This window comes from Desulfurivibrio alkaliphilus AHT 2, from assembly GCF_000092205.1.
Taxonomy (GTDB): Bacteria; Desulfobacterota; Desulfobulbia; order Desulfobulbales; family Desulfurivibrionaceae; genus Desulfurivibrio; species Desulfurivibrio alkaliphilus.
In genome coordinates this window covers 153,374-180,135 of the sequence record NC_014216.1, presented here as the reverse complement: position 1 = coordinate 180,135, position 26,762 = coordinate 153,374, and the positions used below count along the sequence as shown (strand labels likewise).

General features: G+C 60.8%; 17 protein-coding genes and 1 pseudogene. 10 read left to right on the top strand and 8 right to left on the bottom strand.

What is annotated here, in order from left to right; genetic code table 11:
- Positions 1-14 precede the first annotated feature (14 nt).
- Positions 15-617 carry a DUF309 domain-containing protein gene (locus DAAHT2_RS00785; protein WP_013162391.1) on the top strand — a complete coding sequence of 201 codons (603 nt, stop codon included), beginning with the start codon at positions 15-17 and terminating at the stop codon, positions 615-617.
- Between the two features lie 4 nt (positions 618-621).
- Here the strand turns inward: DAAHT2_RS00785 and DAAHT2_RS13610 are convergent, their stop codons facing one another.
- Positions 622-1,134 (bottom strand): rhodanese-like domain-containing protein, encoded by a 513-nt coding sequence (locus DAAHT2_RS13610; protein WP_013162390.1) that lies wholly within the window; start codon positions 1,132-1,134, stop codon positions 622-624.
- Between the two features lie 257 nt (positions 1,135-1,391).
- Here DAAHT2_RS13610 and DAAHT2_RS00775 point away from each other — a divergent pair, with 257 nt between their 5' ends.
- Complete coding sequence (locus tag DAAHT2_RS00775) at positions 1,392-2,288, top strand: NAD(P)/FAD-dependent oxidoreductase (RefSeq protein WP_013162389.1); 897 nt, start codon at positions 1,392-1,394, stop codon at positions 2,286-2,288.
- On the opposite strand, the gene DAAHT2_RS14850 is transcribed toward DAAHT2_RS00775, so the two are convergent.
- Complete coding sequence (locus tag DAAHT2_RS14850; protein ID WP_174259447.1) at positions 2,263-2,427, bottom strand: hypothetical protein; 165 nt, start codon at positions 2,425-2,427, stop codon at positions 2,263-2,265. The two genes, DAAHT2_RS00775 and DAAHT2_RS14850, sit on opposite strands and share 26 nt — an antisense overlap.
- Positions 2,428-2,480: 53 nt before the next feature.
- On the opposite strand from DAAHT2_RS14850, the gene DAAHT2_RS00770 reads away from it, so the two are divergent.
- The 3 genes and pseudogenes from DAAHT2_RS00770 (at position 2,481) to otsB (ending at position 10,260) form a co-directional block, all read left to right on the top strand.
- Entirely contained in the window at positions 2,481-3,758 is a 1,278-nt protein-coding gene (locus tag DAAHT2_RS00770; protein WP_013162388.1) for an FAD-dependent oxidoreductase, read from the top strand.
- 258 nt (positions 3,759-4,016) lie between these two features.
- On the top strand, positions 4,017-6,125 hold the full coding sequence (glgX, locus tag DAAHT2_RS00765) for a glycogen debranching protein GlgX (protein WP_013162387.1): 2,109 nt from the start codon (positions 4,017-4,019) through the stop codon (positions 6,123-6,125).
- A pseudogene (otsB, locus tag DAAHT2_RS15295) lies at positions 6,115-10,260 on the top strand (trehalose-phosphatase). Before glgX ends, otsB begins: the two are co-directional and overlap by 11 nt.
- Positions 10,261-10,396: 136 nt before the next feature.
- Here the strand turns inward: otsB and DAAHT2_RS00750 are convergent.
- Positions 10,397-10,600, bottom strand: coding sequence for a dodecin family protein (locus DAAHT2_RS00750; RefSeq protein ID WP_013162384.1), 204 nt, complete (start codon positions 10,598-10,600; stop codon positions 10,397-10,399).
- Between the two features lie 505 nt (positions 10,601-11,105).
- Here DAAHT2_RS00750 and DAAHT2_RS00740 point away from each other — a divergent pair.
- Positions 11,106-11,942, top strand: coding sequence for an inositol monophosphatase family protein (locus DAAHT2_RS00740; protein WP_013162383.1), 837 nt, complete (start codon positions 11,106-11,108; stop codon positions 11,940-11,942).
- A gap of 172 nt (positions 11,943-12,114) precedes the next feature.
- Here DAAHT2_RS00740 and DAAHT2_RS00735 read toward each other — a convergent pair whose 3' ends face one another.
- The 3 genes from DAAHT2_RS00735 to yedF form a co-directional block, all read right to left on the bottom strand.
- Positions 12,115-13,158 (bottom strand): cytochrome-c peroxidase, encoded by a 1,044-nt coding sequence (locus tag DAAHT2_RS00735; protein ID WP_013162382.1) that lies wholly within the window; start codon positions 13,156-13,158, stop codon positions 12,115-12,117.
- A gap of 265 nt (positions 13,159-13,423) precedes the next feature.
- On the bottom strand, positions 13,424-14,728 hold the full coding sequence (locus tag DAAHT2_RS00730) for a multiheme c-type cytochrome (protein ID WP_013162381.1): 1,305 nt from the start codon (positions 14,726-14,728) through the stop codon (positions 13,424-13,426).
- Between the two features lie 126 nt (positions 14,729-14,854).
- The gene (yedF, locus tag DAAHT2_RS00725) at positions 14,855-15,457 is read right to left on the bottom strand and encodes a sulfurtransferase-like selenium metabolism protein YedF (protein WP_013162380.1); all 603 of its coding nucleotides are present in this window, start codon (positions 15,455-15,457) and stop codon (positions 14,855-14,857) included.
- A gap of 374 nt (positions 15,458-15,831) precedes the next feature.
- Here yedF and DAAHT2_RS00720 point away from each other — a divergent pair, with 374 nt between their 5' ends.
- Positions 15,832-16,422, top strand: a complete 591-nt coding sequence (locus tag DAAHT2_RS00720) for a DUF6448 family protein (RefSeq protein ID WP_013162379.1) — start codon at positions 15,832-15,834, stop codon at positions 16,420-16,422.
- 206 nt (positions 16,423-16,628) lie between these two features.
- Here DAAHT2_RS00720 and DAAHT2_RS00715 read toward each other — a convergent pair whose 3' ends face one another.
- Both DAAHT2_RS00715 and DAAHT2_RS00710 read right to left on the bottom strand, forming a co-directional pair.
- Positions 16,629-17,891 (bottom strand): hypothetical protein, encoded by a 1,263-nt coding sequence (locus DAAHT2_RS00715; RefSeq protein ID WP_013162378.1) that lies wholly within the window; start codon positions 17,889-17,891, stop codon positions 16,629-16,631.
- A gap of 182 nt (positions 17,892-18,073) precedes the next feature.
- Positions 18,074-21,139, bottom strand: a complete 3,066-nt coding sequence (locus DAAHT2_RS00710) for a S8 family serine peptidase (RefSeq protein ID WP_157861379.1) — start codon at positions 21,137-21,139, stop codon at positions 18,074-18,076.
- A 362-nt stretch (positions 21,140-21,501) separates the two neighbouring features.
- Between DAAHT2_RS00710 and DAAHT2_RS13605 the strand changes: the two genes are divergently transcribed.
- The 3 genes from DAAHT2_RS13605 to DAAHT2_RS00690 all read left to right on the top strand — a co-directional run bounded on the left by DAAHT2_RS13605 (position 21,502) and on the right by DAAHT2_RS00690 (position 26,726).
- The gene (locus DAAHT2_RS13605) at positions 21,502-22,257 is read left to right on the top strand and encodes a TorF family putative porin (protein ID WP_013162376.1); all 756 of its coding nucleotides are present in this window, start codon (positions 21,502-21,504) and stop codon (positions 22,255-22,257) included.
- A 13-nt stretch (positions 22,258-22,270) separates the two neighbouring features.
- On the top strand, positions 22,271-23,569 hold the full coding sequence (locus DAAHT2_RS00695) for a hypothetical protein (RefSeq protein WP_013162375.1): 1,299 nt from the start codon (positions 22,271-22,273) through the stop codon (positions 23,567-23,569).
- Between the two features lie 160 nt (positions 23,570-23,729).
- The gene (locus tag DAAHT2_RS00690; protein ID WP_013162374.1) at positions 23,730-26,726 is read left to right on the top strand and encodes a pyridoxal phosphate-dependent decarboxylase family protein; all 2,997 of its coding nucleotides are present in this window, start codon (positions 23,730-23,732) and stop codon (positions 26,724-26,726) included.
- The last annotated feature ends 36 nt before the right edge of the window (positions 26,727-26,762 follow it).

Below are 26,762 nucleotides of genomic sequence, written 5' to 3'. Positions count from 1 at the left end.
AGAAAGCGAAGCAAATGACTGCCACCCAACATTTTGACCCTTTCAACGACCGGCTGGCCCGGGACCTGCGCAACGAGCTGTCCGAAGCTCTGGCGGTCGATCTTGATCTGCTAAGGTTGGAACGGAGCCCCCAGGTGGCCGCCGTTTTCCGGCAACGGCCCCTACAGGAGGTCCACCGCCATTACCTGGAACAACGCCTGGCGGCCTATGAGCGAGTGCTGGTGATTATCCACCAGCGCGAGCTGGTGGAGCCCTTTCACCGGGCCCTGGTGCTTTGGGACGAGGAGCTGTTTTTCGAGGTCCACGAACTTCTGGAGCCCCCCTGGTACCGGGCTCCGGCCGGGCCGGACAAAATCGCCCTGCAGGGGATGATCCGGGCCGCCGGGGTTTATGTTTTCCTGGCGGCGAACCGACGCGATTCCGCTGCTTCCATGGCCGCCAAGGCGATCAGCGGGCTGAACCTCTGGCAGCAGTCCAACCTGCCCCCCTTTCCCGACCTTCCCCGGCTCCAGGCGGCCTTAGCCGGCCTGGAGCCGGCCCCTCTGCCCTGGCGGCGTCCCTGCCTAACCTCAAGTCATCTGGTGCCACCATGCCGGGGTAAAAGTTATTCCCCTTGACGAACTACTTAAACAGCGGGAATTTTCCAGGCGCGGCGTTCTCAATCGCCTGCTGCATCGTATGGGCGCCATGATAATCGTGAATCCAGGCGGAATACCCAAAAGACATGGTATAAGCGTCATAACCGAGGGCCCGCAGGGGAACCACCGGCAGATTCTGGGTCTGCCCGGTAACACAGATCAGAATTAACTTCTTGTCCTTGGGCAGTTTAGCCAGGCTTTCCGGACTCAAGATACCCTGCACCGGAATCTGGATGGCGCCGGGGATATGGCCGGCGGCAAATTCGGCCGGATTGGGCCGGACATCAACAACCACGAAGTCAGTCCTCTCCTGCTTGATCCACTCATGCAACTCATCGGCTCTTATTTGCCAGAATCCCTGAGCCGGTGCGTCGGACATTACGGCATGCAACTTGGCGACGGACACTTCAGCCGCCATAGCGCCGGGAACCAAGGTTAATAAGCCCCAGAACATCGCCATCGCCATCGCCATTATGGTCAATTTTACACTTTTCATTGTTCTGCCTCCTTTTCTAAATCATGCAAACGCCTTGTTCCTGCCTGCCTCATTCAGACAAAGAAAATCTTCCTCTGTTACATAGTAGTAGTCATTCAGATTTACGCCGTCAAGGCGGCGCAGCTCCCCCCCACGCCCGACCTTCAGCAACAACGCTAAAACAATAAAATAAAAGGAGATAAACACAGAATAAAAGTTTGACGCCAATCTATGAGCCTGATATCGTAGTCATAAAAAGACTGAACGGACAGGATTTTATGCCAGAACAGGACTACGATTGTATCATCATCGGGGCCGGCCCCGGTGGCCTTCAGGCCGCCATCCACCTGGCCCGCTTCAACCGCCGGGTCATCCTGATCGACCAGGGCGGCGGCCGCACCCGCCATGCCCTGCACCTGGAAAACTATCTCGGGCTGATCGCCGGTTCGGGCAAGGCCCTGGTAGACACCGGGATCAAACAGATCCAGTCCTTTGGGGTGACCTTCCGGCACGATCAGGTGAGTTCAGTCCAAAGAGATCATGATTTTTTCGTGGTCGGCACCGGCAAAGGGGCCGACTACCGGGCCCCCTACCTTATACTGTCCACTGGGGGAGCCGAAAATTTGCCCCGGATTATGGGGATGAACAGATTTTTCGGCCGCTCGATCTTCACCTGTGTCGATTGCGACGGTTACCACACCACGGGCAAGAAACTCGTTATCCTGGGGCGATCGCTACAAACCGTCCGGCTGGCCCTGGCCATGAAACAGATGTTTACCCCGAATATCACCCTGGTCATGCCCGCCGGCCGCCTGCCCGACGACCACGCCGAGCTGCTGGCCGAAGATGAAATCCGGTTCATCGAGGGTGAAGCGGAGGAATTTCTGGGCGATGGCGAGCTGACCGGGGTTAAGCTGACCGACGGCCGGCAACTTTCCTGCCAGGTGGTCATGTTGAGTTACAGCTATATCCTGAATGATTCTTTCCTAACCGAACTTTCCCTGCAGCGGGAAGCCGACGGCAAGAAGCTGGCCACCGATCATAATTGCGAAACCTCGACTAAAAATCTTTTCGCCCTGGGGGCCCTCCGGGCGGGCAACGCCCAAGCCATTATCGCCGCCGGCCAGGGGGCCATGGTGGGAATTGAGATCAACCAACGCTTGCTGGAACTTTGACCTGTTCGCGCAGGGCTTTGATCAGTTGGGGAGGAATTTCCTCTATTTCAAGGTTGCACAGGGCGTCGAACTCCAGCCAATATGAGGAAATTTTGGGCGTGAGCACCGGTACCGGAATCATGGTAAGCAGGAGGCCCATGACCTCCGCCCGGGTTTGGCGCGGCTTTGGGCGCGGCCGCGACGGGAGTTGATGTGATTCTGGTGGAGCGCTACGGGTTTCTGGGCGGCAACGCCACGGCGGCCCTGGTCATGCCACTGATGTCTTTTGATACCGATAAACCGCGCCGGGAAAAGGAGGGGGCGACCACCCTTTTCCGTACCGATCACGGTCCCGGCGAACCGGTCATTGCCGGAGTACTCAACAGTTTTCTGCAACGCCTGACCCAGGCGGGCGGAGCCGCCGCCCCTACGCTCAAAACCGGCTACACGGTGCCTTTTGATCCCGAGACTTTCAAGCTGGTTGCCATGGAGATGCTGGACGAAGCGGGGGTTCACTTCCTTTTTCACGCCCTTGCCGGAGAGACCATCGTCACCAGGAACACCATTAAAGGTGTGGTTTTTGAAACCAAATCGGGCCCGGTGGTTATTCGCGCCAAGGCGGTGGTGGACGGTACCGGCGACGGCGATGTGGCTGCCAGTGCCGGAGCGCCCTATGAAACCGGTCGCGAAGATGACCGGCTGGTTCAGCCCATGACCTTGATGTTCCGGATGGCGGATTTCGAACGAACGGCCTTTGAAAATTATGTCAAAGAGCATCCCGAGCAGTGGCGTGGGGTTCACGGCCTGTGGGATCTGGTGCAGCAGGCCACCCTAAAGGGAGATCTGCGGTTGCCGAGGGAAGATATTCTCTTCTTCGGCACCCCCCACGAAAAGGAGGTCGTCGTCAACAGCACCCGGGTCAATCGGGTGCTGGGCAGCGATGTGTGGGACTGGTCCTATGCCGAATGGCAGAGCCGGGCCCAGATGCGTCAGATTTCAGCTTTTTTGCGCAAATACGTCCCCGGTTTCGAGCAGGCCTACGTGTTACAGAGCGGGGCTCAGGCCGGGGTTCGGGAGACCAGAAGGATCATCGGTGAATATCAACTGACCGCCGATGATGTGCTGACGGCCCGCAAGTTTCCCGATGTGGTGGCCCCCAATACCTATCCCATCGACATTCACAACCCCGAAGGGATGGGCACGGTCATCAAGAGAGTACCCCAGGGCGAGGCCTACGATATCCCTCTGCGCTGCCTGTTGCCCCGAAAAATCGACAACCTGATCGTGGCGGGCCGCTGCATCTCCGGCACCCATGAGGCCCATTCCTCCTACCGGGTGATGCCGGTTTCGGTGGCCACCGGTCAGGCCGCCGGGGTTTGCGCCGCTTTGGCCGTCAAAACCGGCCGGATACCGCGGTCTCTGCCGGCGGGGGAAGTGCAGGCGGAACTGTTGCGGCAGGGAGCTGAACTGGGAATCAAAAAACCACGTTGATTTCTCCCGGTCGCTTAAGCGATGATGAATGCACTGGTCCGGGCGCCTTCCTCGCGGGGTAAGCGTTCAGCAGCACCGCATCTTCGGGCGATCAGCCAGGCTTACGTACAGGGGTACGCTGCGCCTGGCTGCTTGCCCGAACCTGCGGCGCGGCTGTTCGCTTACGGCCCGTTATACTGAAAGGTTAGTACCCCTGGTGAACGGTTACCTCGCAGGCGCAGCGGTAATTTTCATCCAAGGCTTCGGAGGCATGTTGCTATGAGTGATCTCAAAGTATGGCCCGGCAAACCCTATCCCCTGGGAGCCACCTTTGACGGCGAGGGCACCAACTTCTCCCTGTTTTCGAGCGTTGCCGAGCGGGTTGAACTGTGCCTCTGCGACGGCCAGGGAGGCGAAACCCGCCTTGAACTGCCCGAGGTCACCGCTTACTGCTGGCACGGCTATATTCCCGGGATCAGGCCGGGACAACATTATGGCTACCGGGTGCATGGCCCCTGGGAGCCGGAGCAGGGCCGGCGCTGCAATCCCGCCAAGTTGCTCCTCGACCCCTACGCCAAGGCCGTAAGCGGCCAGGTCCAATGGAAAGAAGCGGTGTATCCATACCGTTTCGGCGAGCCCGAAAGCCGCAACGATCATGACAGCGCCCCTTTCGTTCCCTGTTCGGTGGTGATCGAGCCGGGTTTCGACTGGGGAGACGATCGCCATCCCGCCACTCCCTGGCACCAGACCATCATCTACGAGTTGCACGTCAAGGGTTTTACCAAAAACCATCCCGACATCCCGCCGGAATTGCGGGGCACTTACGCCGGTCTGGCCCATCCCGCGGCCATCGGCTACCTCCAGGAACTCGGGATCACCGCCGTTGAGCTGATGCCGGTCCATCAGTTTATCCACTATGCCCACCTGGTGGAAAAGCAGCTCCGCAACTACTGGGGCTACAGCACCATAGCCTTCTTCGCCCCCCACAACGAATATGGGGCCGCCTCCGAACCCGGCCGCCAGGTTGAGGAGTTCAAGGGGATGGTCAAGGCCCTGCACCAGGCAGGAATCGAGGTCATCCTGGACGTGGTTTACAACCACACCTCGGAGGGCAACCACCTTGGTCCCATGCTGGGCTTGAAAGGGATCGACAATGCCGCCTACTACCGCCTGACGGCCGAAGACCCCCGGTACTACATGGACTACACCGGAACCGGCAACAGCCTTAACATGCTCCACCCCCACGTGCTCCAGCTGATCATGGACAGCCTTCGCTACTGGGTGCTGGAAATGCACGTTGACGGCTTCCGCTTCGATCTTGCCGCCACCCTGGCCCGTGAACTCCACGAGGTGGACCGTCTCTCGGCCTTTTTCGATATCATCCAGCAGGATCCGGTAATCAGTCAGGTCAAGCTCATCGCCGAACCCTGGGACCTGGGCGAAGGGGGTTATCAAGTGGGCAATTTCCCGCCGTTGTGGTCGGAGTGGAACGGCAAGTACCGAGATTGTGTGCGGGACTATTGGCGGGGGCAGGATCGGACCCTGGCCGAGTTCGCCGGCCGCCTGACCGGCAGTTCCGATCTTTACGAAAACACCGGCCGCCGCCCATACGCCAGCATCAATTTCGTCACCGCTCACGACGGCTTTACCCTCCGGGATCTCGTCTCATACAACGACAAGCACAATGAGGCCAACGGCGAGGAAAACCGGGACGGCAGCGACGACAATCACTCCTGGAACTGCGGGACCGAGGGACCCAGCGACGATCCCGCCGTCAATGCCCTGCGCGCCCGCCAGCAGCGCAACTTCCTCGCCACCCTGTTTCTGTCCCAGGGGGTGCCGATGCTGCTCGGCGGTGACGAGATCGGCCGCAGCCAGGGCGGCAACAACAACGCCTATTGCCAGGACAATGAGATTTCCTGGTTTAACTGGGATCAGGCCGACCGCGAGCTGCTTGCTTTCAGTCAACGACTGATCAGTTTCTATCGCGAACATCCGGTTTTTCATCGCCGGCGCTGGTTCCAGGGCCGGCCGATCCATGGCGCCGAAGTCGCGGATATCGCCTGGTTCACCCCCGAAGGGCACGAGATGGAGGAAGAAAACTGGGGCGAGGGTTACGCCAAATCGTTCGCCGTTTTTCTCAACGGCGAGAGCCTGGTCACCAAGGGCCCCCGCGGCGAGCGGATCGGCGATGATCGCTTCTATCTTGTCTTCAATGCCCACCATGAAGCCCTGACCTTTGCCCTTCCCGGACCGGAGTGGGCGGCGGGCTGGGTCAGAGTGTTCGATACGGCCGAAGGCTGGAGAGATGAGGATAAAAAACTTGATCCCGGCGGTGAATTCGAGGTTGAAGCCCGCAGCCTGGGAGTATTGCGCCATGCCTCCTGAGCCGCGAAATTCGGGGCAGCGCCGGGATCGCTCCGGCACCGTCCGCAAAGAGGCCGTAAGGGCCAACGTTTCCTCACCGACCCTTGCTGCGGTCCTGTTCGATATGGACGGGGTGGTCACCGATACGGCCGGGGCGCATGCGGAGGCCTGGCAGCGCCTGTTCGACGATTATCTGCGACAACGGGCGGAGCGCGGGGAGGAAAAGTTGCCGCCCTTTGATCCCGACCGTGATTATCGCCGCTATGTCGACGGCAAGCCCCGGGAGGCCGGGGTGCGGAGCTTTCTTGAGGCTCGCGGCATCGAAATCCCTTACGGGGATGAGAGTGATCCGCCGGAACGGGAGAGCATCTGGGGACTGGCTAAGCGCAAGGACCGCTATTTTCGTTCTTGGCTGGCCGAAAACCGGGTCACGGTCTATCCCGGCAGCCGCCGACTGATCGATGAGCTTAGCAGCCGCGGGCTTAAGACCGCGATCTTTTCGGCCAGCCGCAACGCGGCCGAAGTGCTGGCCAATGCCGGGGTGGACAAGCTGTTCGACACCAAAGTTGACGGCCGTGATCTGGCCGCCCTCGGCCTGCCCGGCAAGCCTGAACCGGCGATGCTGCTCGAGGCCGCGGCCCGGCTGGGGGTGGCGCCGGAACAGGCGGCGGTGCTGGAGGACGCCATCGCCGGCGTCGAGGCTGGGGCCCGGGGCGGATTCGGCCTGGTGATCGGGGTCGCCCGCGGCGATTACGGCGAAGAGTTGCAAAAAGCGGGGGCCCGGATGGTGGTCCACGATTTGGCTGAACTGGCCCTGGACGGCGACAATACCCTGTTCGTCAAAACCCTGGCGGACCTGCCCTCGGTCGCTGAGGCGCGTGAAGGGATCCGGGAGCGGCTGACGGCGAAAAAACCGGCGGTGTTTCTTGATTACGATGGAACCCTGACCCCGATCGTGGAGGATCATACCAAAGCCCTGCTCGGCGAAGGAATGCGAGCCGCCGTGGCCGAGCTTGCCCGGCACTGCAAGGTAGCCGTGGTCAGCGGCCGCGACCTTGCGATGCTTAAGCAACTGGTCGGGATCGAATCGGTTTTTTATGCCGGCAGCCATGGTTTTGAGATCGTTGGCCCCGATGGCTGGAACAAAACCCTGGAGAAGGGAGCCGAGTTTCTGCCCGAGCTCGACCGCGCGGAAAAAAGCTTGCAGTCGGAACTGGCCGGCATTAAGGACCACGCCGTCGAGCGCAAGCGCTTCTCGATTGCCGTCCATTACCGGCGGGTGGCCGATGCTGATCTGCCAAGGCTTGAAGAGGCGGTCGAGCGAGTGTTGGCCGATCACCGGAGCCTGAAACTGGGACACGGTAAGAAGGTGTTCGAGATCCAGCCTGAAATCGCCTGGAACAAGGGCCGGGCCGTGCTCTGGCTGCTGGAGCAGCTCGACCTTGAACACTCTGACGTCGTGCCGCTTTATATCGGCGACGACATCACCGACGAGGATGCCTTCCGGGTGCTTGCCGGCTGCGGACTGGCCATTGCGGTGCGCGACCATGAATCCAGGCCCACCGCCGCCGACTGCACCCTGGCAGACCCCGAAGAGGTCAGGCGGTTTCTGGAATTTTTGACCACGCTGGTGGCAGGCCGACAGGGGCAGCCGCCAGGCCGCGGCTGAAAACAAAGGAGGCCTCGCATGGATTCCTGGCGCTTTGTTTACGAGGATTATCAGCCCGACCAGGAGGGCCTGCGCGAAGCGCTTTGCACCTTGGGCAACGGTTATTTCGCCACTCGGGGGGCCGCTCCCGACAGCGCCGCCGACGGGGTTCACTATCCGGGAACCTACCTGGCGGGGGGGTACAATCGCCTGAAGACCAAGATCGCCGGACGAGAGGTGGAGAACGAGGATCTGGTCAACCTCCCCAACTGGCTGCCCCTGACTTTCCGGATCGACGACGGAGAATGGTTCCGAATCGACCAGGTCGAGATCCTTTCCTGCCGCCAGGAGCTGGACCTGAAGAGCGGCCTGCTCCACCGCGACCTGCGGTTCCGGGACGGGCAGGGCCGAACCACGCGTTGGCGTGAACGGCGGCTGGTCAGCATGGCCGACCCCCATCTGGCCGGGCTTGCGGTCGAGCTGCGGGCCGAAGACTGGTCGGGACGACTGACGGTTCGCAGCGCTCTCGACGGCTCCGTAACCAACAGCGGGGTGGAGCGTTATCGCGACTTGGCCAACCAACATCTCGAAACCCTGGAACTGGATCATCCCGATCCGGACACCATGTTTCTCCGGGTTCGCACCAACCAGTCCCTGATCCAGGTGGCCCAGGCCGCCCGTACCCGGCTCTACCGGGACGGAACCGAACTTGACGCCCAGCGCCGCCACCAGGCGGACCGGGACCGGATCAGCCAGGAAATTACCATGCCGCTGTCCGCAGGGGAGGGGGTGGTGGTTGAAAAGATTCTGGCGCTCTACTGTTCGCTCGATCAGGCGATCTCCGAACCGGGCCTGGCCGCCCGGCACGCCCTGAGCGCGGCCGGCCGCTTCGATGATCTGCTGACGGCCCATGCCCTGGTCTGGAAACATCTTTGGGAAGACGGCGATATCAGGCTGGAGGAGCAGACCAGGGGAGAGAGCGGCTTAAAGCTCCGGGTCCATATTTTTCATCTATTGCAGACGGTGTCCTTCCATACCGCCGACCGCGATGTCGGGGTTCCGGCCCGGGGCTGGCACGGCGAAGCCTATCGCGGCCATATCTTCTGGGACGAGCTCTTTATCTTCCCTTTCCTGACCCTGCGAATGCCGGTGCTGACCCGGGCGCTGTTGCGCTATCGCTACCGGCGCCTGCCCGAGGCGCGGCGGGCGGCCCAGGAGGCGGGTTATGCCGGGGCCATGTATCCCTGGCAAAGCGGCAGCACCGGCCGGGAGGAAACCCAGCGCCTGCATCTCAATCCTCACTCGGGCCGCTGGTTGCCCGATAATAGCCAGCGCCAGCACCACATCAACGCGGCCATTGCCTACAACATCTGGAGTTACTGCCAGGCCACCGACGACCACGAGTTCCTTTATTACTACGGCGCCGAGATGCTGCTGGAAATCGCCCGCTTCTGGGCCAGCATCGCCACCCACAACGAAGCTCTCGACCGTTATGAGATCAAGGGCGTCATGGGGCCCGACGAATATCACACCGCTTATCCCGATCGCGACCCCGAAGCCGAAGGGGGGCTCGACAACAATGCCTATACCAATATCATGGCGGCCTGGGTATTGAGTCGAGCTTTGGATGTTCTTGAAATGCTCCCCAAATTTCATGGCCACATGCTTTGTGAACGCATCGGACTGCGACCCGAAGAGGTCGAACTCTGGCACGAGATCAGCCGCAAAATCCGGGTGCCGTTTCACGATGGGGGAATTATCAGCCAGTTTGAGGGCTACGGCGATCTTAAGGAGTTCGACTGGACGGGCTACAAAAAGAAATACGGTGACATCCAGCGCCTCGACCGTATTCTGGAGGCCGAAGAGGACACCCCCAATCGCTACAAAGTCTCCAAGCAGGCCGATGTGCTGATGCTTTTTTATCTCTTCTCCGCCGACGAGCTGAAACTCCTCTTCGAGCAACTGGGTTATCCTTTTGCCTACGATACCATCCCCCGCAACGTGGATTACTATCTCGCCCGCACCTCGCACGGTTCAACCCTGAGCCAGATCGCCCACTCCTGGGTACTGGCCCGCTCCGACCGAGCCGGGTCCTGGGACCTTTTCCAGCGGGCCCTGGACAGCGATATCGCCGATATTCAAGGCGGCACCACCCCGGAGGGTATTCATGTCGGGGCGATGGCCGGGACGATCGATCTGGTGCAGCGTTGCTATCTCGGCATCGAGATGCGAGCCAATATTCTCCATTTCGACCCGTCGCTGCCCGCCGACCTCGGCTGCCTGAAGGTTCGGTTACGCTATCGGCGGCAGATCCTGGCCGTTGAGGCCGACCACGATCTGCTCAAGATTTCCAGTTGCGCCTTCACCGCCAACCTGGTCACCGTTGCCTACCGTGGCCGCTTTCACCAAGTCGCGCCCGGCGATTCCTGCCAGTTCCGATTGCTCAAGCCGGGAGAGCGCGACCGCGACGAAAACCGAGCCAGGCAGGGCAAAACAGTATTGCCGTAACCCTGGATGCCAGAGCTGGACCGACCGGACCTGCAGCGCGCTGGAAAATGATGGCGCCCTTGGCCGAAAGCTTATACGGCGCCAACATACGGGGCGGCCGCATTCGGCCCCGGGTGCAGCTGCTGGTTGGGAGCCTTCATTCGAGCACGAAGGTAACCTTCAGGTGGATCCGGTATTTTTTGGGGGCGTTGTTCTCGATCATTACCTCCTGGTCCTGTATCCAGACGCTTTTGACATTTTTCAAGGTCTTCGTGGCCCGGGCAATGCCCACGGCCAAGGCGTCTTCAAAGGATTTTTCCGAATCGGCGCTTAACTCAATGATTTTTGCCACTGTTCCCATGATACACCTCCGATTTGCTAAATTGCTTACCTTCTCCCCAAAAGGAGACTCCTCGCTCCGGCGGCAAGGTCCGGATCAGGTCCTTGCAATGTTGCCCTTCGGCGGCGGGTCAGCATAACGCAGGTTTGCATAACTGTCCTCCCGGGCGCCATCGGTTTGTTTTCGTCACTTTTCTACAGGATACGCAGATTAGAAAATCAAATTCAAGCGGCTTTTACCTTGGTCCTGTTTTTGCCGCCGTCCTTGATCGTCTATTTGGCGAGCGACTCAATGCCGCCGGCTGGCCTTTTCCCCCCGGAGAGATAAGCGCTCAGCCGATCGAGGCGCCGGGCGAGCTCGCTTTCATAACGGGTTCCGAGAAATTCCGCCTCTTTTCGGGACCACCCGGAAAAAGAGTAGACCACCCCGCCTACCGCCCGCCCATCTACATGCTGGACAGCCTTGCCACGGCTGAGTAAGATTACCAGGCGAGAAATCAAAACTACTGTAAAGGGAAAAATCAGCCATGGATCGTCTGCAACATTCGCTGGCCCGCTGCCGTGATCGCCGGCTGGCGGCCATCCTGGACAGTGCCGGCCGGGCCGCCTTTGCCGCCGGCGAGGTTCTGCGCCGCAAATATGACACCCCCCTCAAGATCAATCATAAAGGGCGGATCGATCTGGTCACCGAAGCCGATCTGGCCTCGGAGCAGGCTGTGTTAAAGGTATTGCAGCGCGACCACCCGGGCATCGCCGTGCTGGCCGAGGAATCCGCGCCCGTTACCGAAAAAACCGCCATCAGTGGTCCCCTGTGGGTAATCGACCCCCTGGACGGCACCACCAACTTCGCCCACGCCTTTCCCTGGTTCGCGGTTTCCATCGGTTATCTGGAGGATGGTGAATGCCGGGCCGGGGTAATCTACAACCCGGTTAGCGAAGAGTTTTTCTGTGCCGCCGCAGGGGCCGGGGCCTGGCTCAACGGCCGGCCCATCCGGGTTTCCCGGACCAACAGCCTGGAGCAGGCCCTGTTGGCCACCGGCTTTCCTTACAGCGTCGTGGAAAAAGGTGATGAGGTGGCGAAGGTGGTGGAGGTGCTGCGGGCCATGCTGCCCAAGGCCCAGGGCATCAGGCGGGCCGGGGCGGCAGCCCTGGATCTGGCCTACGTGGCCTGTGGCCGCCTGGACGGTTTCTGGGAAATCAACCTCAAACCCTGGGACACGGCGGCGGGCATCGCCCTGCTCAAAGAGGCCGGCGGCCTGGCCACCGACTTCGCCGGTGGCGATTTTTCTCCTTTTGTCCCGCAACTGCTGGCCTCAAACAGCCTGCTCCACCAGGCCATCCGCCAGGTGATCAACTCGCCCTGAACGCCCGGCGATACCGCTCCATGAAGATGAAGTCACCGCTCTCAATGGCCCGCCTGGTTGCCGGCGCCGGCTTCATCGCGCAGGTTGGTTTAGCAAAGCGCAAAAAGCCGGACCGGCCGGGGCGAAAGCCCGGCCGGTCCGGCGTGGGTGCTGTCTTACAGGCATTTTAGCCTTAGCTGGGATCGGGGCGTGGGGTGGCGGCGGTGGAGGCCGGCAGCACCGGCAGCCGCAGGGCGTGCTCGGGGATTTCGCCGGTCAGCGCCTTAAGGAAGGTGACAATGCTTTTGGTCTCAGCATCGTTCAGCTGGCGGCCCAACTGGAGCCGGGCCATGATCCGTACCGCTTCCTCCAGCTCCCAGACCGCCCCGTCGTGGAAGTAGGGGTAGGTGTGCTCGATGTTGCGCAGGGTGGTCATCTTGAAAACATTTTTATCCTCCTGCTTACCGGTGACGTCATAGCGCCCCTGGCTGGGACTTTCCGAGGGGTAATTGTTGACCAGGCCCATTTTTTCAAAACCGCCGCCCAAGGCTACTCCATTATGGCAACGGGCGCAGCCCATGTCGACAAAGGCCTTCATGCCTTCATGTTCGGCCCGGCTCAGGGAGTCATTATCTCCCAGCAGGAAGCGGTCCCAACGGCCGGGAGTCAGCAGGGTACGCTCGAAAGCAGCGATGGCGTTGGCGATGTTATCGTAGGTCAAGGGTTCCGCGTCCTCGGGGAAAGAGACTTTAAAGCGGCTGACATACTCAGGGATGGAGGCGATCCGCTCCACCGCCAGTTCTTCGCTGGGCATGGCCATTTCCTCATGGGCAAGAATCGGTCCTTTGGCCTGCTCTTCCAGGTCTGCGGCCCGGCCATCCCAAAATTGTGCCTCGTAAAAGGCGGCGTTGAACACGGTACCGGAGTTGACCGGCCCCAGCCGCCACTGGTGGCCAATATCCACCGGCAGCTTGCTCATGCCCCAGGTGGCGATGTTATGGCAGGTGTTGCAACTGAAAAGGCCGCTCTTGGAAAGCCGAGGGTCATGGTAGAGCTTGCGCCCCAGCTCAACTTTTTCAGGGGTCACCGGGTTATCGGGATTGTCGACATACATCACGGTAATGGGCTCGAAGTTGTCCTTGTAGCTAGCCAGACCATGACCGGAAGCCATGGCCACACCGACGGCGCCGGCCAACAGTAGAGCTCCCCCGACAAACAGGGCATAAAAACGCTTCATAATTCATTCTCCTTGCATAAAATTTGTTTGTGCTTCCATGTTTTCTTAGGCGGCCACCTTTTTAGATATAGTAACCAATACTATTAAAAGCACAAAACAACGTCAAGGATTTTTTAAAATTAATTTACCCTGGGCAAATACTGGCTGTTTGCAGCAGATACGGTGCCGCCTGTCGGCGGTGCTAAGCCGTGTATTCGAAACAAAACCCGCCCCCGGTCGTTAATTTCCCGGGTGCGGGTGATTGCTCACACATTTCATGCCTGCTTCAATAACTGACCTTTGCCGTCGCCTTCGCCATTTCCACGCTTCCCAGGGGCGGCAGTGCTTTATCCAGTATTCCTTCCAGGCGCTCTATGGTGGCCTGGCTGAAGGAGCGGTACATCAGCCGAGTGTTGATGGTATAATCGCTGCGGGCCGGCAGCCCGATCCGGTACACTTCCCGCTCGCTGGAATTGGCCGCAATCCGCCGATCGTAGCCGATACCCTGGGCCCGCCAGCTCTTGCCGGTCAACTCGCCCTGCTCATCCACAAAAAGCAAACGGAAGAAAACCGCCTCGGGATCGACATGGTTGCCCTCGACCAGATGGCCGGAACTGTAAACCTTTTCTCCCGCTCCGTTGAGCACCTCCACCTGCAGCCACATCTTGCGGATATAGGTCACCCCGGTGGGAATCTTGTGCCCCGCCCCCACATTCCGTACATCCACCGTCAACTCCAGGGTGGCGTCATTGGTCACCCGGGGGGAAAGTTCGACCACCGCCGCAGCCCGCAGCATTTCCCTGGCCATGCGGGCCTGTTCGCGGTGGCCAAGAAACTCCTGCACATAGACACTGCCGCCGCTGAAAGCATGAAACGCCACGTTTGACCGGTTTTCCCCCATCGTTGCCGCACGCCCCCGCCTCTGGCCAACCCCCGGGGTGGGAGTCATGTGACAATCCTGGCAGCGGATGTTTTTTTGCCCGTATTCGTTGTTCTGCCAGTCCTGGTAGGTATCGATAATGGCCACGCCAGTGGCGGGATGGATCACTTGATGACAGGAGCCACAGAATTCGGCCCTGGTATGAAGCTCGGAGAATTCAACCGCATGGTACATTTCCCGACCGTCTCCCCGGGGGCCCCGCTTGACCCGGCCCGGCTCAGACACATGCCCCATGTTGTAAACCTGTTCCAGGCCAGTTACGGTGTGGCAAAAATCACAGGAAACGCCACGCTGGGAAACGGCATCGAACTCGCTGCCGTCATGGGGCGGCAGTTGCCCGGTTCGCGCGGCCACCGGCGCATGACAGGGACCGCACAGCATATCCGTGGCCCCGCCGGTCTCCCGGTGGGCCTGTTCATAATCAGCCCGGAACCACTGGTTGTCCCAGGCATAGGCGTGCATGGAATGCGACCATTCCTGGTAAATGTCGCGGTGACAACGGGCGCAGACCTCCGGGTCTTCAAAGGAACCGGCGGCAAACACCTGCTCTTTTTCCCCCGCCACGGCCGAAAAGACGGCAAACCCGCTCCACCCGCCAAAGGCGACACACACCAGCAGCGCAAACATCGGCCAAAGCTTTGCTCTTTTCATGACAGCCTCCTTGCCAGAAAGGCATTAATATGTCGGCAGGAAAAAGAATGTTCTTTTCAACTGCCTGCTATTGCCATGCTGGTGGAATCAGGCGGCGGTGTAAAGCATTTTTTTGGTTTCTTTTACTCAGACGTTGATGACTTTGTCGGCCAGTTGCAGGGATGTGACGATATCCAGCATATTGGTGGTCTCGCCCACCTGTTTCTGGTCGAGCAAGTTAAAATGGTTAAGGCAGGTGCCGCAGACCAAGATGGAAACCCCGCCGGTGGCCAGCTCCTGCAGGGGGGCCAGGGTCTCGGCTCCGGCCACGGTCAGCTTGACCCCGGCATTAATGAAGACCAGGCGCCAGAGTTCCGGCCCCATCTCCTTGAGGGTTTTCAAAAAGTTCAGCATCAAACCGCTGCCCAGTTGGTCATCACCGTGGCCCAGGCGATCGGTGGTGATCATCACCAGGATTTTCCCTCCCGCACCCGCCGCCGCGGCCAATTCCTTTTCGTCCATCACCTCGCAGGCTTGGTCGCCGCCGGTGCCGATCACCTTGAAACCCTCGTCGACCTCCTCCACCATCACTTGATAGCCCTGGTAGGCAAGAAAACGGCTGACGTTTTCCCTGGCCGCCTCGTTGTCCACCAGTACCGCAAGGGTCGAGGGCTTGCCCTGCACGAGCAGGTCACGCACCTGCGTCACCGGCGCCGGACAGGCCAGCCCCCGGCAGTTGAGTTCTTGCATTGTTGCACACCTCATCTTTGTTTTCCGAAATGTTCCCCGGCGCACCGCTTTCGGCCCGGGTGTCCAGGTCCGTCGCCCGGCCGGCGGAAGATATTGAAGAATATCTGCCTGTCCCGGGCCGGGACGACGGCGACCAGGCGCCGCCAGTCTGCTAAAGACTGCCGCGCCGGGGGGCGAATGTCTAATAGGTAATTTTGAACCAAGAAGTGTGTTGGTATAGGCATTATCTATGGGACGCCCGTGGGACTCAGAGGAAAACAGAAAATATTTTTTGTTTACGGTTGTCACAAAACCGCCAGTTGCACCGTTTTGCTCTTATAAGTTGCCGCTTTTAACCAATCTCTCAGTTTATTAAACATGGAGGAAGAACAACGATGAACTTCGCAAAAACGCTTAACTGGAAAAACCTCGCCCTGACCCTGCTGCTGGCCGCCGGCCTGCTGGCACCGCAAACCGCCGCCGCCCACTGTGACGCCATGGATGGTCCGGTGGTGGTTGAAGCCCGCCAGGCAATTGCCGCCGGCGACCCGCAGTCCCTGTTAAAGTGGGTGATGCCGGAACACGAAGAGCAAATTCGGCGGACTTTCGCCCAAACCATGCAGGTGCGCAAGCTAAGCCCGGAGGCCCGGGAAGTGGCCGACCAGTACTTTCTGGAAGCCCTGGTGAGGCTGCATCGGGAAAGCGAAGGGGCGTCCTACACCGGCATTAAGCCCGCCGGCACCATCCCCGGTCACATTGCCCGGGCGGATGCCGCCCTAAACGAAGGCTCGGTTGATGAACTGGCGGCCCACGTGGCCAACCATGTAAAGCGGGAAATGCTGGAGCGTTTTCAGCAGGCCCTGGCCAAGAAAGAACAGGCGGGGCAAAATGCGGAAGCCGGACGAGCGTTTGTCGAAGCTTACGTGCATTACGTCCATTTTGTAGAGGGCATCGTGGGCGTGATCAGCGGCGATCACGCCCATTGATTCGACTTCCTGCCCATGGCTAAGGCGGCGCCGGCAAAAGCGCCGGCTGCCAAATTCAAAAAGGCGGCACCCGCCGACCCGCGGGTGCCGCCTTTTTGGGCTTGCCAGACGGCGGTTCTGCCGCGTCCCATGGCCGGTTACGGCGGCCACAAGGCTGGCCGCTGCCAACCGCCTGGTTTTTATAGTGCTAAAGTTAGCCGCCGTGGCTACACGCTGCAACCCAAAGCATCGGGGTCGGTGTCCGGGGTAACCTCATTGCCGGCGGCGTCGTAGACCGTGGCCTGGTCGTTGAGGAACTCGACCGTGTAGGTGTTGCCGGTTTCGTTAACGGTTACCTGCAAGGTTCCGCTCAAGGTCACCGGGTTGTCCTGGTCGTAATCCTGGATCAGCAGCGGCTCCACCGTTTGGTAAGTAACATCGAACCCGCAACCGGTGGACGGCTCCAGATAAGCCAGACGGCCATCCATGGTGACCGTGGCCTGATCATTACCCGCAGCGGCAGCCTGCATGGTAAAAGGATTATTCACATCCTCGCCGACCTGAAACTCAAACTCTAACCCACCGGGAAGCTGGAGGCTCATCTCCAAAAAGCTCTGGGAGGTGCCGTCGAAGCCGGGATTACCGCTGAAATCGGCAAGATTACCAGCCACGCAGCCGGTACAGGCATAAATCTCGCCCCGGTACAGAGAGGTCAGGCTCTGGGGCTCACCACTCAAATCATAGTTAAAAGTTGATTCCATAAATTCACTGGCATCGGGCCGGTCGTCCACCCCGGTGCCGGTGAAGTCGCCGATCACCGCCGCCACCACCTGGCCGCCGCTGCCGCTTACATTGGCAAGCTGGGCGGCATCCATACCGCCCCGAAAAAGCAGCCCCAAGTCGTAATCTTCGGCGCTGACCTGGCAATCGGCCCGCAGGTAAATATCGTGGGCATAATCTGGCCCCGATTCATCGGCATGCTGCCCCGCCAGCAACGAGCCGGCATTGCTGAAAAGATTCGGAAACTCAATTTGATTAATGGCAATCAAGTTGCCTTCGGCAAAACGCAACGCCCCCTCGCCGACAAAGCCTTCGGCATCCGGGTGGGGACACTCGAACAGCACCGGCACCTCACCGTCTACAATTACTCGGGTGGTGGCGTTCAAAGAATAAACACTGCTGGTGCCGCTACTATCTTCGTCGGGCTGGCCGGAGGGATCATCCGGCACCTCGGCGGCGGTGGTGGCAAAATTCTGCGCCATTTCCATGATGCCCGGGCCGGCCAAGGCAGCGACAAAGGCTTGCTCTTTTTCGTTCAAAACATAGGTTTCACTGGTGGTTTCCCCCTGATCCGCCCCCACCTCGGTCTCGTCGATCTCCCCGTTGCCGCCCCCTCCACCACTGCTACTGCTGCTGCAACCAGCCAGCCCCAGCGCAAAGGTTACAACCACCGCAAGCCCCAGCCATTTCATTTTGCTTTGTTCTTTCATGTTTACCCTCCAGTCGGTACATAGGCGTTTTTCGCCGCTTTTGTCGGCACTGGCAAAAACGGGGTGTCATGACCAATGGCATGACACCCCGTGTAACCCCAGCCTGCACTACTATATCACCTTGTATCAGCCAACAACCAGCTTGTCAAGCCCCCAAACCTATCAATATGTTTGAGTACAGCTTAAAAAGTGACGGTTGTGCGAAGCAGGGCGACCCCCTCCGAGGGGGCCTGGTGGACATGACCGGGCTGGCGGCGCAGCATCAGGCTGCCGCGCAGGTCGGCGCCGGCCATCAGCGGCCGGCCGTAGAACATTTCCAGCCGGGTTTCCCGGCCGGTGGGGCGCAGATCGACCCTTACCGTATCGTGCCTTAATTCAGTGCCGTCGTGCCCCACCGGCAAACGCAGCTCGGCCTGGCCGTCAACCACCCGCAGGGGCTGATGCAGCACCAGCCCCCAGCGGTCGGCCGGGGTGAGCAGCCGTTGGGCCAGCAAACCCACGCTCCAGGCCCTGCCGGCAACGGTGGACACCTCGGTAAACAGGGAATCGGCAGCGGCCTGAGGCTGGGCATAGGCGGCAAAGACATTGGCCGCCAGGCGCAAATCACCGCCCCCCGACCACTCCCCCAAGGCCAGCTCGCCGGACAGGCCCACGGTGTAGCTCGAGGTGCCCTGGGCCAGTTCAAAGGCCCCGCCGCTGTGGCTGCCCAGCAAGGTGTTTTCTTCCTGCACCAGGGCCGCCTGCAGGGCCAGACCGGCGGCCGGGGCGGCAGCGGGGCCCAAACCCAGGGCCAACTCGGTGGCAGCCCCCCGGAGCCGGGCGCGCCGGTGATCTTCTTGCGGCGCCAGTTCGTTTTGTTGCCATTGTTGGCTCTGGCTGCCCTGGAAAGCGCCCAGGCGCAGGGTGGCCCAGCGATTAAGCGCCACATCGGCCCCCAGGCTTTCACCCCGTTCGACCAGACTCAGCAGCGGATTGACAAAGGCCTGCCGGCTGACCATCCATTCCGGCTGCACCGTGCCGGCGGCGGGCAAACCGAAAGCCAGGCCGGGATTGCGGTTGTAGTCGAACCGCAGCAGCGAGTCGCGACCCAGCTCCTGGCGCCAGCTCAGTTCCGCCACCTTACTCTGGCGCTCCTTCGCCGCCGTCAATCCCGCCGGCGGCCCATTTTCAGCCGACCTAAAGGCGGCTGCCAACCGGCCACCACGCCCCAGTTTAATTTCCGGCCCCAGCGGCGGCGGCCCAAAACCGGCCAACAGCCCGCCAAGATCGCTGCCGGGATCGGCGGCTTGCACAAAGTGCCCCAGCGGCACCTGGAAGGCGCCATCCAGGCCATCCAGCACCGCCACCGTGCGCCCGGCCAGCCCGGCGGTCAGGGAATCGCCAAAGGCCGGCCCCAGCAACACCCGGCTGGCCTGCAGATCTTCTCGCCGGACGGTATCAAGTTGCTGCCCCACCGGTACCGCCACCTCGCCCACCGGCTGCAGGGCCGCCCGCAGATTGACAAAACCATGGCCCAGCAACTCCGAGTAGGCGTGGGTAATGCCGTTGCCGAAATCCACCACCCCGATTTCCCCGGGGTCAAGAGGCGACTCCTGATTGGCCTCGACGGGCAGCACCATAAATTCCACCTCCCGGCTGCTGTTGTCGGGCAGGGTCAGGGTGCCGTACCAGCTGCCATCACGCTCCTCCACCGCCTGCCAATCATCGAAATTGCTGGCGGTGGCCAGTAGCCGGTTGACCAGTTGCTCACCGCTGTGGCCGGGAAAGGCCTGGGCCAGAATGGCCACCGCCCCCGCCACTTGGGGGGTGGCCATGGAGGTGCCGGTGAGCTGATCATAATCATTAAAGGGAACCGCCGAGTTGACAAAACCGCCGTTGTGGGAGAGGCAGTAGCTCGCCGTCTGGTGGCAGCCGGAAGAGTAGAGGACGGCGTAATCCTGGCCGTCACTGTGGCTGAAGACATTGACATTGGCCACGGTCAGCCAGGCCCCCTGCAAGTCGGGGTAAAGTTCCGGCAAAGCGGCCGGGGCATCGGCATAAAACGTCCCATCGGGCGCCTCCAGCCGGTGATTTTCCAACGCCCAGAGGATCACCCCGTTGCCCTGAGTCTGAAAATCGTGCATGGCGGCGGCCAGGTTATTCCAACTGGCGGCGGGGCTGGGGCTGTTATAAGCAATGTTAAAATAGGCCTCCAGGACCAGCCCTGGATTGTCTTGATATGCGGAAAGCTTAAATTCCTGGTCCGCAGCATAGTCGGTGAATCCCAGGTACCAGTGGTTAAAGTCCTCCGTTTCTTGCCAGTTTGCCAGCGCCGCCACCGGATCGGCAAGCAACTCCACCGCCAACCTGGTATCAAGCAGGCCATCAGCATCCCAGCCCCAACTGTTGCTGTGGACTCGGGCTCCGGCTTGGCGGGCATCCTGAAATTTGGTGGCCCAACCATTGAGAGTGGAATTTTTAAAAGAGGCGAGAAAGAGTTTGGCCTCCGGGGCCACGCCGATCATGGTGGCGCTGTGGCCCGCCGCCAGGCCGGCCACGTGGGTGCCGTGATAAGTGTTGGAATTAACCCCCGGCAAGGTGCCGGAGTCCCCAGCCACCTGCCCTTGCAACATCGGGTGGTCAAGCTGAAAGGTATCGTCCAGCAGGCCGATAATGATTTCCTCGCCGCGATAACCGGCGGCGTGGGCGTAAGAGAGGCCCATCAGGTCGTAGGGGTTGATCCGGGGCATTTCGCCCCCGTACTTATCCGTCCACCATTCATTGATGAAACGATAATCGTCTCGTGCCCTGATCTCCGCCGCCAGCCATTCATCCGGCTGCTGCTGCGATTGCTGCTGGTGCCAGGAAAGCGGAGCTTGAACATCATCCGGAGGAACAGCGTTACCCGGCTGGTCATCTGTATCATTGTTACTGTTTTTGTCTTCGCTGCTCGCCAGGATGACCACGGTTGCCCCGGTAACCACCACCCCGCCGGTAACCAGCGCCCCAATCTTCAGCCCCTTGCTCATACCGCCCGCGCTGCCGGCGGCCGCCGCTGGTGCCGACTCGCCCAACGTCAGCCACCAGTCCGACAACACCGGCGGCCCCAAAAGCCGCTGAGCGACATCCTTTGGCGCCGCCGCCTCCACCGCCGGAGCCGGTTGCTCGTCGCCAACCATGGGCTGAGCGACCACGCCGCCACCGTGAAACAGCATTCCGAAGGCCATCGCCCCGGCCAGCAAACGCCTGCCGCAAACCCATCGCATCATCACGCTCCTCTGTCTCGGCCGACATCGCCCATCCAACCGTCTTGTACACCATCTGCGAAAATCAATATAAGCCTGGGCGCCCCAGCAATCACCTTAAAATCTACTACCTCATGCGATGCATCAGCGCAAGCCCGCCCGAAAAGTTACATTTTTGTGCATTAACCCAAAACCGGCCAGGTCACGCTAACAAAAATGTAATTGGGGCCAAGCCGACCAACCCTTACCCAGTCCAGCCATCTACCCGTGATCAAGCGATTTTTAAACGTCGCCAGCCATTGGCACGAATTATGTAAAACAATCAGCCCAAGACCGGGCCTCGCGGTGAGGCCATCGCCTTAATCTTCAACACAGGAGCAACAAAAATGAAAGCAAAACGTTATCTGCAAGGAATCACCGGTGGGTTGCTGGGATGTGGACTGCTGGCCGCCACCGCCACCAGCGCCATGGCCCAGCCGGAAGAACCCTGGGCCGAACTGGCGGTGGACGCCTACAGCCAGTACATCTGGCGGGGTTACGCCTTCAGCCGGGACAGCCTGGTCATCCAACCCTCGATGACCGTCGGTTGGCAAGGTTTTTCGGTCAATCTCTGGGGCAACCTGGACACCGACCTTTACGGCGCCGACACCAGCGTCTGGAACGAGACCGACCTGACCCTGGCCTATGATCACAGTTTCGGTCCCCTGGACCTCGGCATCGGCTATATCTACTACGGCCTGGGCGGTGAAGACGACACCCAGGAGTTCTATCTGGCCGTCGGCTACGACACCTTTTTGTCGCCCAGCCTCACCATCTATCGCGACACCGACGCCGCTCCCGGCTGGTATGTCAGCCTGGCGGTGGGCCACAGCATAGCGCTGGCCGACAATCTTTCCCTGGATTTGGGCGCCGAAGCCGGCTATGTTTACACCAGCGATTACGATGCCCTCCACGACGGGGTGATTTCCGCCGCCCTGCCCTACCAGTTCGGCGATTACTTCACGGTTGCCCCGGTACTGGCCTACTCTTTTGCCTTGAGCAGCGACGCCAAGGACGAGCTGGAAGCGGCCAACGACGCCGCCATCGGTCGCGACCGGGCAAACTTTGTTTACGGCGGCCTTTCCCTGAGCATGGAATTTTAACCCGGACCAACACATGGACCGCAGCAGAAACATCTTTGCCCTCCTTGACCAGGAGGGCCCGTTTCGGGTGGAAAAAAGCGTCCGGGAGGAGCACCTGCTGGCAGGCTCCTCCCGGCGCCGTTTCACCGAACTGAAACAACGGGGGCTGCTCAGCAAATACCGGGTTACCCGCAGCCAGCTTTTCGAGTTGCTGCAGGTCCGCTCCTTTGCCGAGATCCCGGCGCTGCTGCAGGATGCTGCCCGCCGGCGGGTGGTGGAAAAACGCGCTTACCGGCTGCTGGGCAACATGTTCGGGCTGGACGGCAGCGAGCGGGAGGTCATCGCCCACATCAACTCCTATTCCAGGATTGCCGACGGGGTCATCAACTACCTGCGTAACCGGGTGCTGGCCAATTACGCCTCCTACATCGAGATGACCAACGAGATCGACTCCACCCGCAGCCCCATCGATCTGCTGCTGATCCTCTTCGACGACCGCTACCACCGCAAGGCCCGTTTCGAGGCCAAGCGCAAGCTGATCCTGATGAGCCTGGCCGGCGCCATCGACCAGCGGGAGCGGGAAACCGAAGTGGAACAGAAATTCCTCCGTTTTCTGGACTTTCTCAACGATGAGGTCTGGAGCCGCAAGGCCAAAATCGGTGAGCTGGACATCGTCTATCTGCACAGTCACCACCACCCGGAGAGCTTTGCCTGCCAGGAAGTAGCCATCAAACGCCGGCAGGAGCTGCCGCCCCAAACCGGACCGCATGAAAAAATCACCATGATCAAGCGCCGCTGCTTTCCCTGGGGGGAGCAGGAGGTTCCGGTTTACGTCAGCATCCGTAAAAAACCGCCCGAGGCCAAGGTGCTCAAACTGCTGCGCAAAGGGGAGGAAAACCCGGCGGTGGCGGTGGATGACGAACTGGGCCTGATGGCGGTGGTGGATTCCCCCATGGAGGTCAAAATCTTTCAGCAACACCTCACCGCCAGCGCCGCCCGAGCCGGCTCCCTGATGACCCTGGAAGACCTCAGCGACACCCTGGCCGGCGGTGGCTACCGGAGCAGCACCCCGGGCAGCTCCAGCGGCACCGCGATGTACAAATTTTTCGCCCGCATGGGCGGTATGCGGGTGGAGTTCATCGTTCACACCAACCGCTCTTTCCTCAATTACATCTACCAGCGGGGGGTTTCCCACGACGAATACGAGGTGCGGCGCATCTTCGACTCCGGGGTGGCCGACCTGCTCTTCCCCCGCGACATCTACGAAATCGACATCGGCGAAAAAAAAGAAGCCCTGATCCGCTGGTTCCGCAGCCGGATTGAAGAAATTTAATGCTTCGACAGTAAATTCGGCACTCTCCGCCACGAAAGTTACCCTCTCCCCTGTTTACAAGCCGGGCAACACTGGTTATGGTTGTTGTTCGCAGGCCACTCAACCGTTGGCGCACCGGGCCCACCACCAAGCAGACCGTCGTAAACCTGGAAATTAGACCATGACCGACAATCTTGATCCCGACAGTTGGGCGGAGCTGGAAGCCGCCTGGCAACAGGCCATGCAGGCCGGCATCGAGCATTACCAAACTTTGTCCGAAAAACCAGTCTGGCGCCCCTGCCCCGAAGAGGTCAAAGATTCCTTCCGCACCCCCTTGCCGCGCCAGGGCCGCCCCGTTGCAGAGCTGGTGGGACAATTTCGCGACCAGATGCTGCCCTACGGCAACGGCAACACCCACCCAAGCTTCTTCGGCTGGGTTCACGGCGGGGGCAACCTATACGGGGCTTTGGGCGAGATGTGCGCCGCCCTGCTGAACAGCAACCTGGGTGGGCGCGACCATGTGGCGGTGTATATCGAACGCCAGGTGCTGCAATGGTGCCGCCAGTTGTTCAGCTTTCCCCTCTCCTCCTCGGGGATTCTCACCACCGGCACCTCCATGGCCACCCTGCTGGCCCTGGCGGTGGCCCGCCAGCAGGCGGCGGGGGATGAGGTCAAGGCGCGGGGGCTGCAAAGACAGGATTCACCCCTGGTGGGCTATGCCTCGGCCCAGAGCCACAACTCGGTCCTGAAAGCCTTCCAACTGCTGGGCCTGGGCGAGGAGTTTTTGCGCTCGATCCCGGTTAACAACGACTTCACCATGGATACCGGAGCGCTGGCGGCGCAAATCAGCGCCGACCGCCAACAAGGCCTGACCCCCTTCTGTGTAATTGCCACGGCGGGTACGGTCAACACCGGGGCCATCGACGACCTGACCGCCATCAAGGCCATATGCGACCAGGAGCAACTGTGGTTGCATATCGACGCCGCCTTCGGCGGCACGGCGATCCTGCTGGAAGAGTACCGGGAGGCCCTGGCCCCTATGGCGCAGGCCGACTCCGTTGCCTTCGATTTTCACAAGTGGTTCCAGGTTCCCTATTCCGTGGGCGGCCTGCTGGTCAAAGACGGCGAATTACACCAGGCCACCTTTTCCGAACGCAAGGAATATCTGGCCCCGGCCAGCCTGGGACTGGCCGGCGGCGCCCCCTGGTTCTGCGAACTGGGCCCCGAGCTGTCCCGCAGCTTCCTGGCCCTGAAAGTCTGGTTCACCTTCCAGGCGCTGGGCACCGAACGACTGGCGGCGGTGGTCCGCAAGCACTGCCGCCTGGCCCGGGAACTGGCCCAGCGGGTCGACCGCGAGCCGCAACTGGAGCGCCTGGCCCCGGTAACCCTGAACATTGTCTGTTTCCGTTATCAGGCCACCGATCCCGGCGTCGGCGACGCCCTTAACCGGGCCATTGTAACCCAGCTGCAACTGCGCGGGCTGGCCGCCCCCTCCAGCACCACCCTCAACGACCGGGCGGCGATCCGGGTGGCCCTGGTCAACCACCGCACCGAAGCAAAAGAGCTGCACGATCTGATCGATCACGTCCTGGAGTTGGGACGGCTGTTCGACACCACCCTCAAGCCGCTGCTGAAACCCACCCGCTGGCACCTGGTTAAAGGGGGCGATACCCGCCTGGAACTGGACCAGGAAACCGGCTTCAACCGCTACGGCTCGCTGCCTTATCCGCGCGACGAAGCGATTACCTTTTCCGCCTCCACCGCCACTTCGGTTTCATCCCAGGCATACGCCGAAGCCGAGCAGTGCCGCCAGCGCCTGCTGCACGACTGCGCCCTGGCCGGCTCCTTGGCCCCCCTGCGCCGCTACAGCCAGGAACTGGCCGATGCCATCGCCACCACCTTCGGCTTTCACGATCTGGAGGGCGATTTGCACCTGTCTCCGTCGGGCACCGACTCGCAGATGCAGGCCGTGGCCGCCATTGTGGCCACCAGGCCGGATGCACCGTGGACCAGTATCGTCTGCGGCTCCGATGAAACCGGCAGCGGCACCGAACTGGCGGTCACCGGCTGCCACTTCGACGAAACCACCTGCTTAGGAGTCGAGGTGGAAAAAGGCAGCCGGCTGGAAGGAATGCCGGAGGTGGCTTTTCTCGGTATCCCCTTCCGCGACGAGCAGGGTGAGCTACACCACCTGGAGCGGGTGGATGAAATGATCTGGCAAGGGGTAAGCGACACGGTGGCCGCCGGCCGGCGGGTGATTTTGCACGCCATGGACCAGTCCCGGATGGGCAGTTGGGCTCCCTCCCCCCCCATGCTGGACCGCATTCGCCGCCATTTCGGCGAGTCGGTTCAGGTTATTGTCGATGCCTGCCAGTTAAGGCTGGACGCCGAAGACCTGCGCGACCATATTCAGAAAGGCGACATCCTGCTGCTCACCGGCTCCAAGTTTTTCACCGGCCCTACCTTCAGCGGGGTGGCGGTGTTCCCCAAAAGTTTTGCCGACCGCCTGGACTGCTCCCGGCATTCATTGCCCCGGGGCCTGGCGGACTACATTCCCCAGGCCGACCTGGGAAGCTGGCAGGAATGCCTCCCCGAAGCCCAGCATCCCCCCAACACCGGCATGTACCTGCGCTGGCAGGCGGCCCTGGATGAGGCCCGGCGCTATTACCTGGTGCCCAAAGAACAGCGACTGCAGGGCCTGGGACGGTTCTGCGAAGAGGTAATGAGCCGCATTGCCGCCCATCCGCTGCTGGATCTCCTGGTCGAACCCTCGCACCCCTGCTTTGCCAGAACCGACATGCTGGGCGACGAACTCTCCATCCGACGCACCATTTTTCCTTTTTTGGTGCGCCACCACGACGGCAGTTACCTGACCCCGGAAGAGGCCCGCACCCTGTACGAGAAGCTCAACTGCGACATCGGGGATGAGCCGGGAATCCCGGCCGCCGAAAAGGAGCTGGCCGCCCAGTGCTGCCACATTGGCCAGCCAACTGAAATACCTGGCAAAAAAACCGCCGCCCTGCGAATCAGCGCCGGGGCCCGGATCATCTCCCAGTGCTGGCAGGAGGGGGACGGCAACATGGCCAAAATTGAAGACGAACTGGAACAGATTTCGACGATTCTGGACAAGATCTCGCTCTGCGTTGATACCCCCGACCCCCTGGTTTCTCAGTCTTAACGGCTGACAGCTTTTGCCCCATCGTCACGGCCGGAA

Bases quoted from the DNA above. Each gene is read 5' to 3' on its own strand.
- DAAHT2_RS14850 (WP_174259447.1), bottom strand. From the start codon at position 2,427: ATGGGCCTCCTGCTTACCATGATTCCGGTACCGGTGCTCACGCCCAAA.
- yedF (WP_013162380.1), bottom strand. From the start codon at position 15,457: ATGCAAGAACTCAACTGCCGGGGGCTGGCCTGTCCGGCGCCGGTGACG.
- DAAHT2_RS00720 (WP_013162379.1), top strand. From the start codon at position 15,832: ATGAACTTCGCAAAAACGCTTAACTGGAAAAACCTCGCCCTGACCCTG.
- DAAHT2_RS00740 (WP_013162383.1), top strand. From the start codon at position 11,106: ATGGATCGTCTGCAACATTCGCTGGCCCGCTGCCGTGATCGCCGGCTG.
- DAAHT2_RS00730 (WP_013162381.1), bottom strand. From the start codon at position 14,728: ATGAAAAGAGCAAAGCTTTGGCCGATGTTTGCGCTGCTGGTGTGTGTC.
- DAAHT2_RS00695 (WP_013162375.1), top strand. From the start codon at position 22,271: ATGGACCGCAGCAGAAACATCTTTGCCCTCCTTGACCAGGAGGGCCCG.
- DAAHT2_RS00710 (WP_157861379.1), bottom strand. From the start codon at position 21,139: ATGATGCGATGGGTTTGCGGCAGGCGTTTGCTGGCCGGGGCGATGGCC.
- DAAHT2_RS00775 (WP_013162389.1), top strand. From the start codon at position 1,392: ATGCCAGAACAGGACTACGATTGTATCATCATCGGGGCCGGCCCCGGT.
- DAAHT2_RS13605 (WP_013162376.1), top strand. From the start codon at position 21,502: ATGAAAGCAAAACGTTATCTGCAAGGAATCACCGGTGGGTTGCTGGGA.
- DAAHT2_RS00715 (WP_013162378.1), bottom strand. From the start codon at position 17,891: ATGAAAGAACAAAGCAAAATGAAATGGCTGGGGCTTGCGGTGGTTGTA.
- DAAHT2_RS13610 (WP_013162390.1), bottom strand. From the start codon at position 1,134: ATGAAAAGTGTAAAATTGACCATAATGGCGATGGCGATGGCGATGTTC.
- glgX (WP_013162387.1), top strand. From the start codon at position 4,017: ATGAGTGATCTCAAAGTATGGCCCGGCAAACCCTATCCCCTGGGAGCC.
- DAAHT2_RS00735 (WP_013162382.1), bottom strand. From the start codon at position 13,158: ATGAAGCGTTTTTATGCCCTGTTTGTCGGGGGAGCTCTACTGTTGGCC.
- DAAHT2_RS00785 (WP_013162391.1), top strand. From the start codon at position 15: ATGACTGCCACCCAACATTTTGACCCTTTCAACGACCGGCTGGCCCGG.
- DAAHT2_RS00750 (WP_013162384.1), bottom strand. From the start codon at position 10,600: ATGGGAACAGTGGCAAAAATCATTGAGTTAAGCGCCGATTCGGAAAAA.
- DAAHT2_RS00690 (WP_013162374.1), top strand. From the start codon at position 23,730: ATGACCGACAATCTTGATCCCGACAGTTGGGCGGAGCTGGAAGCCGCC.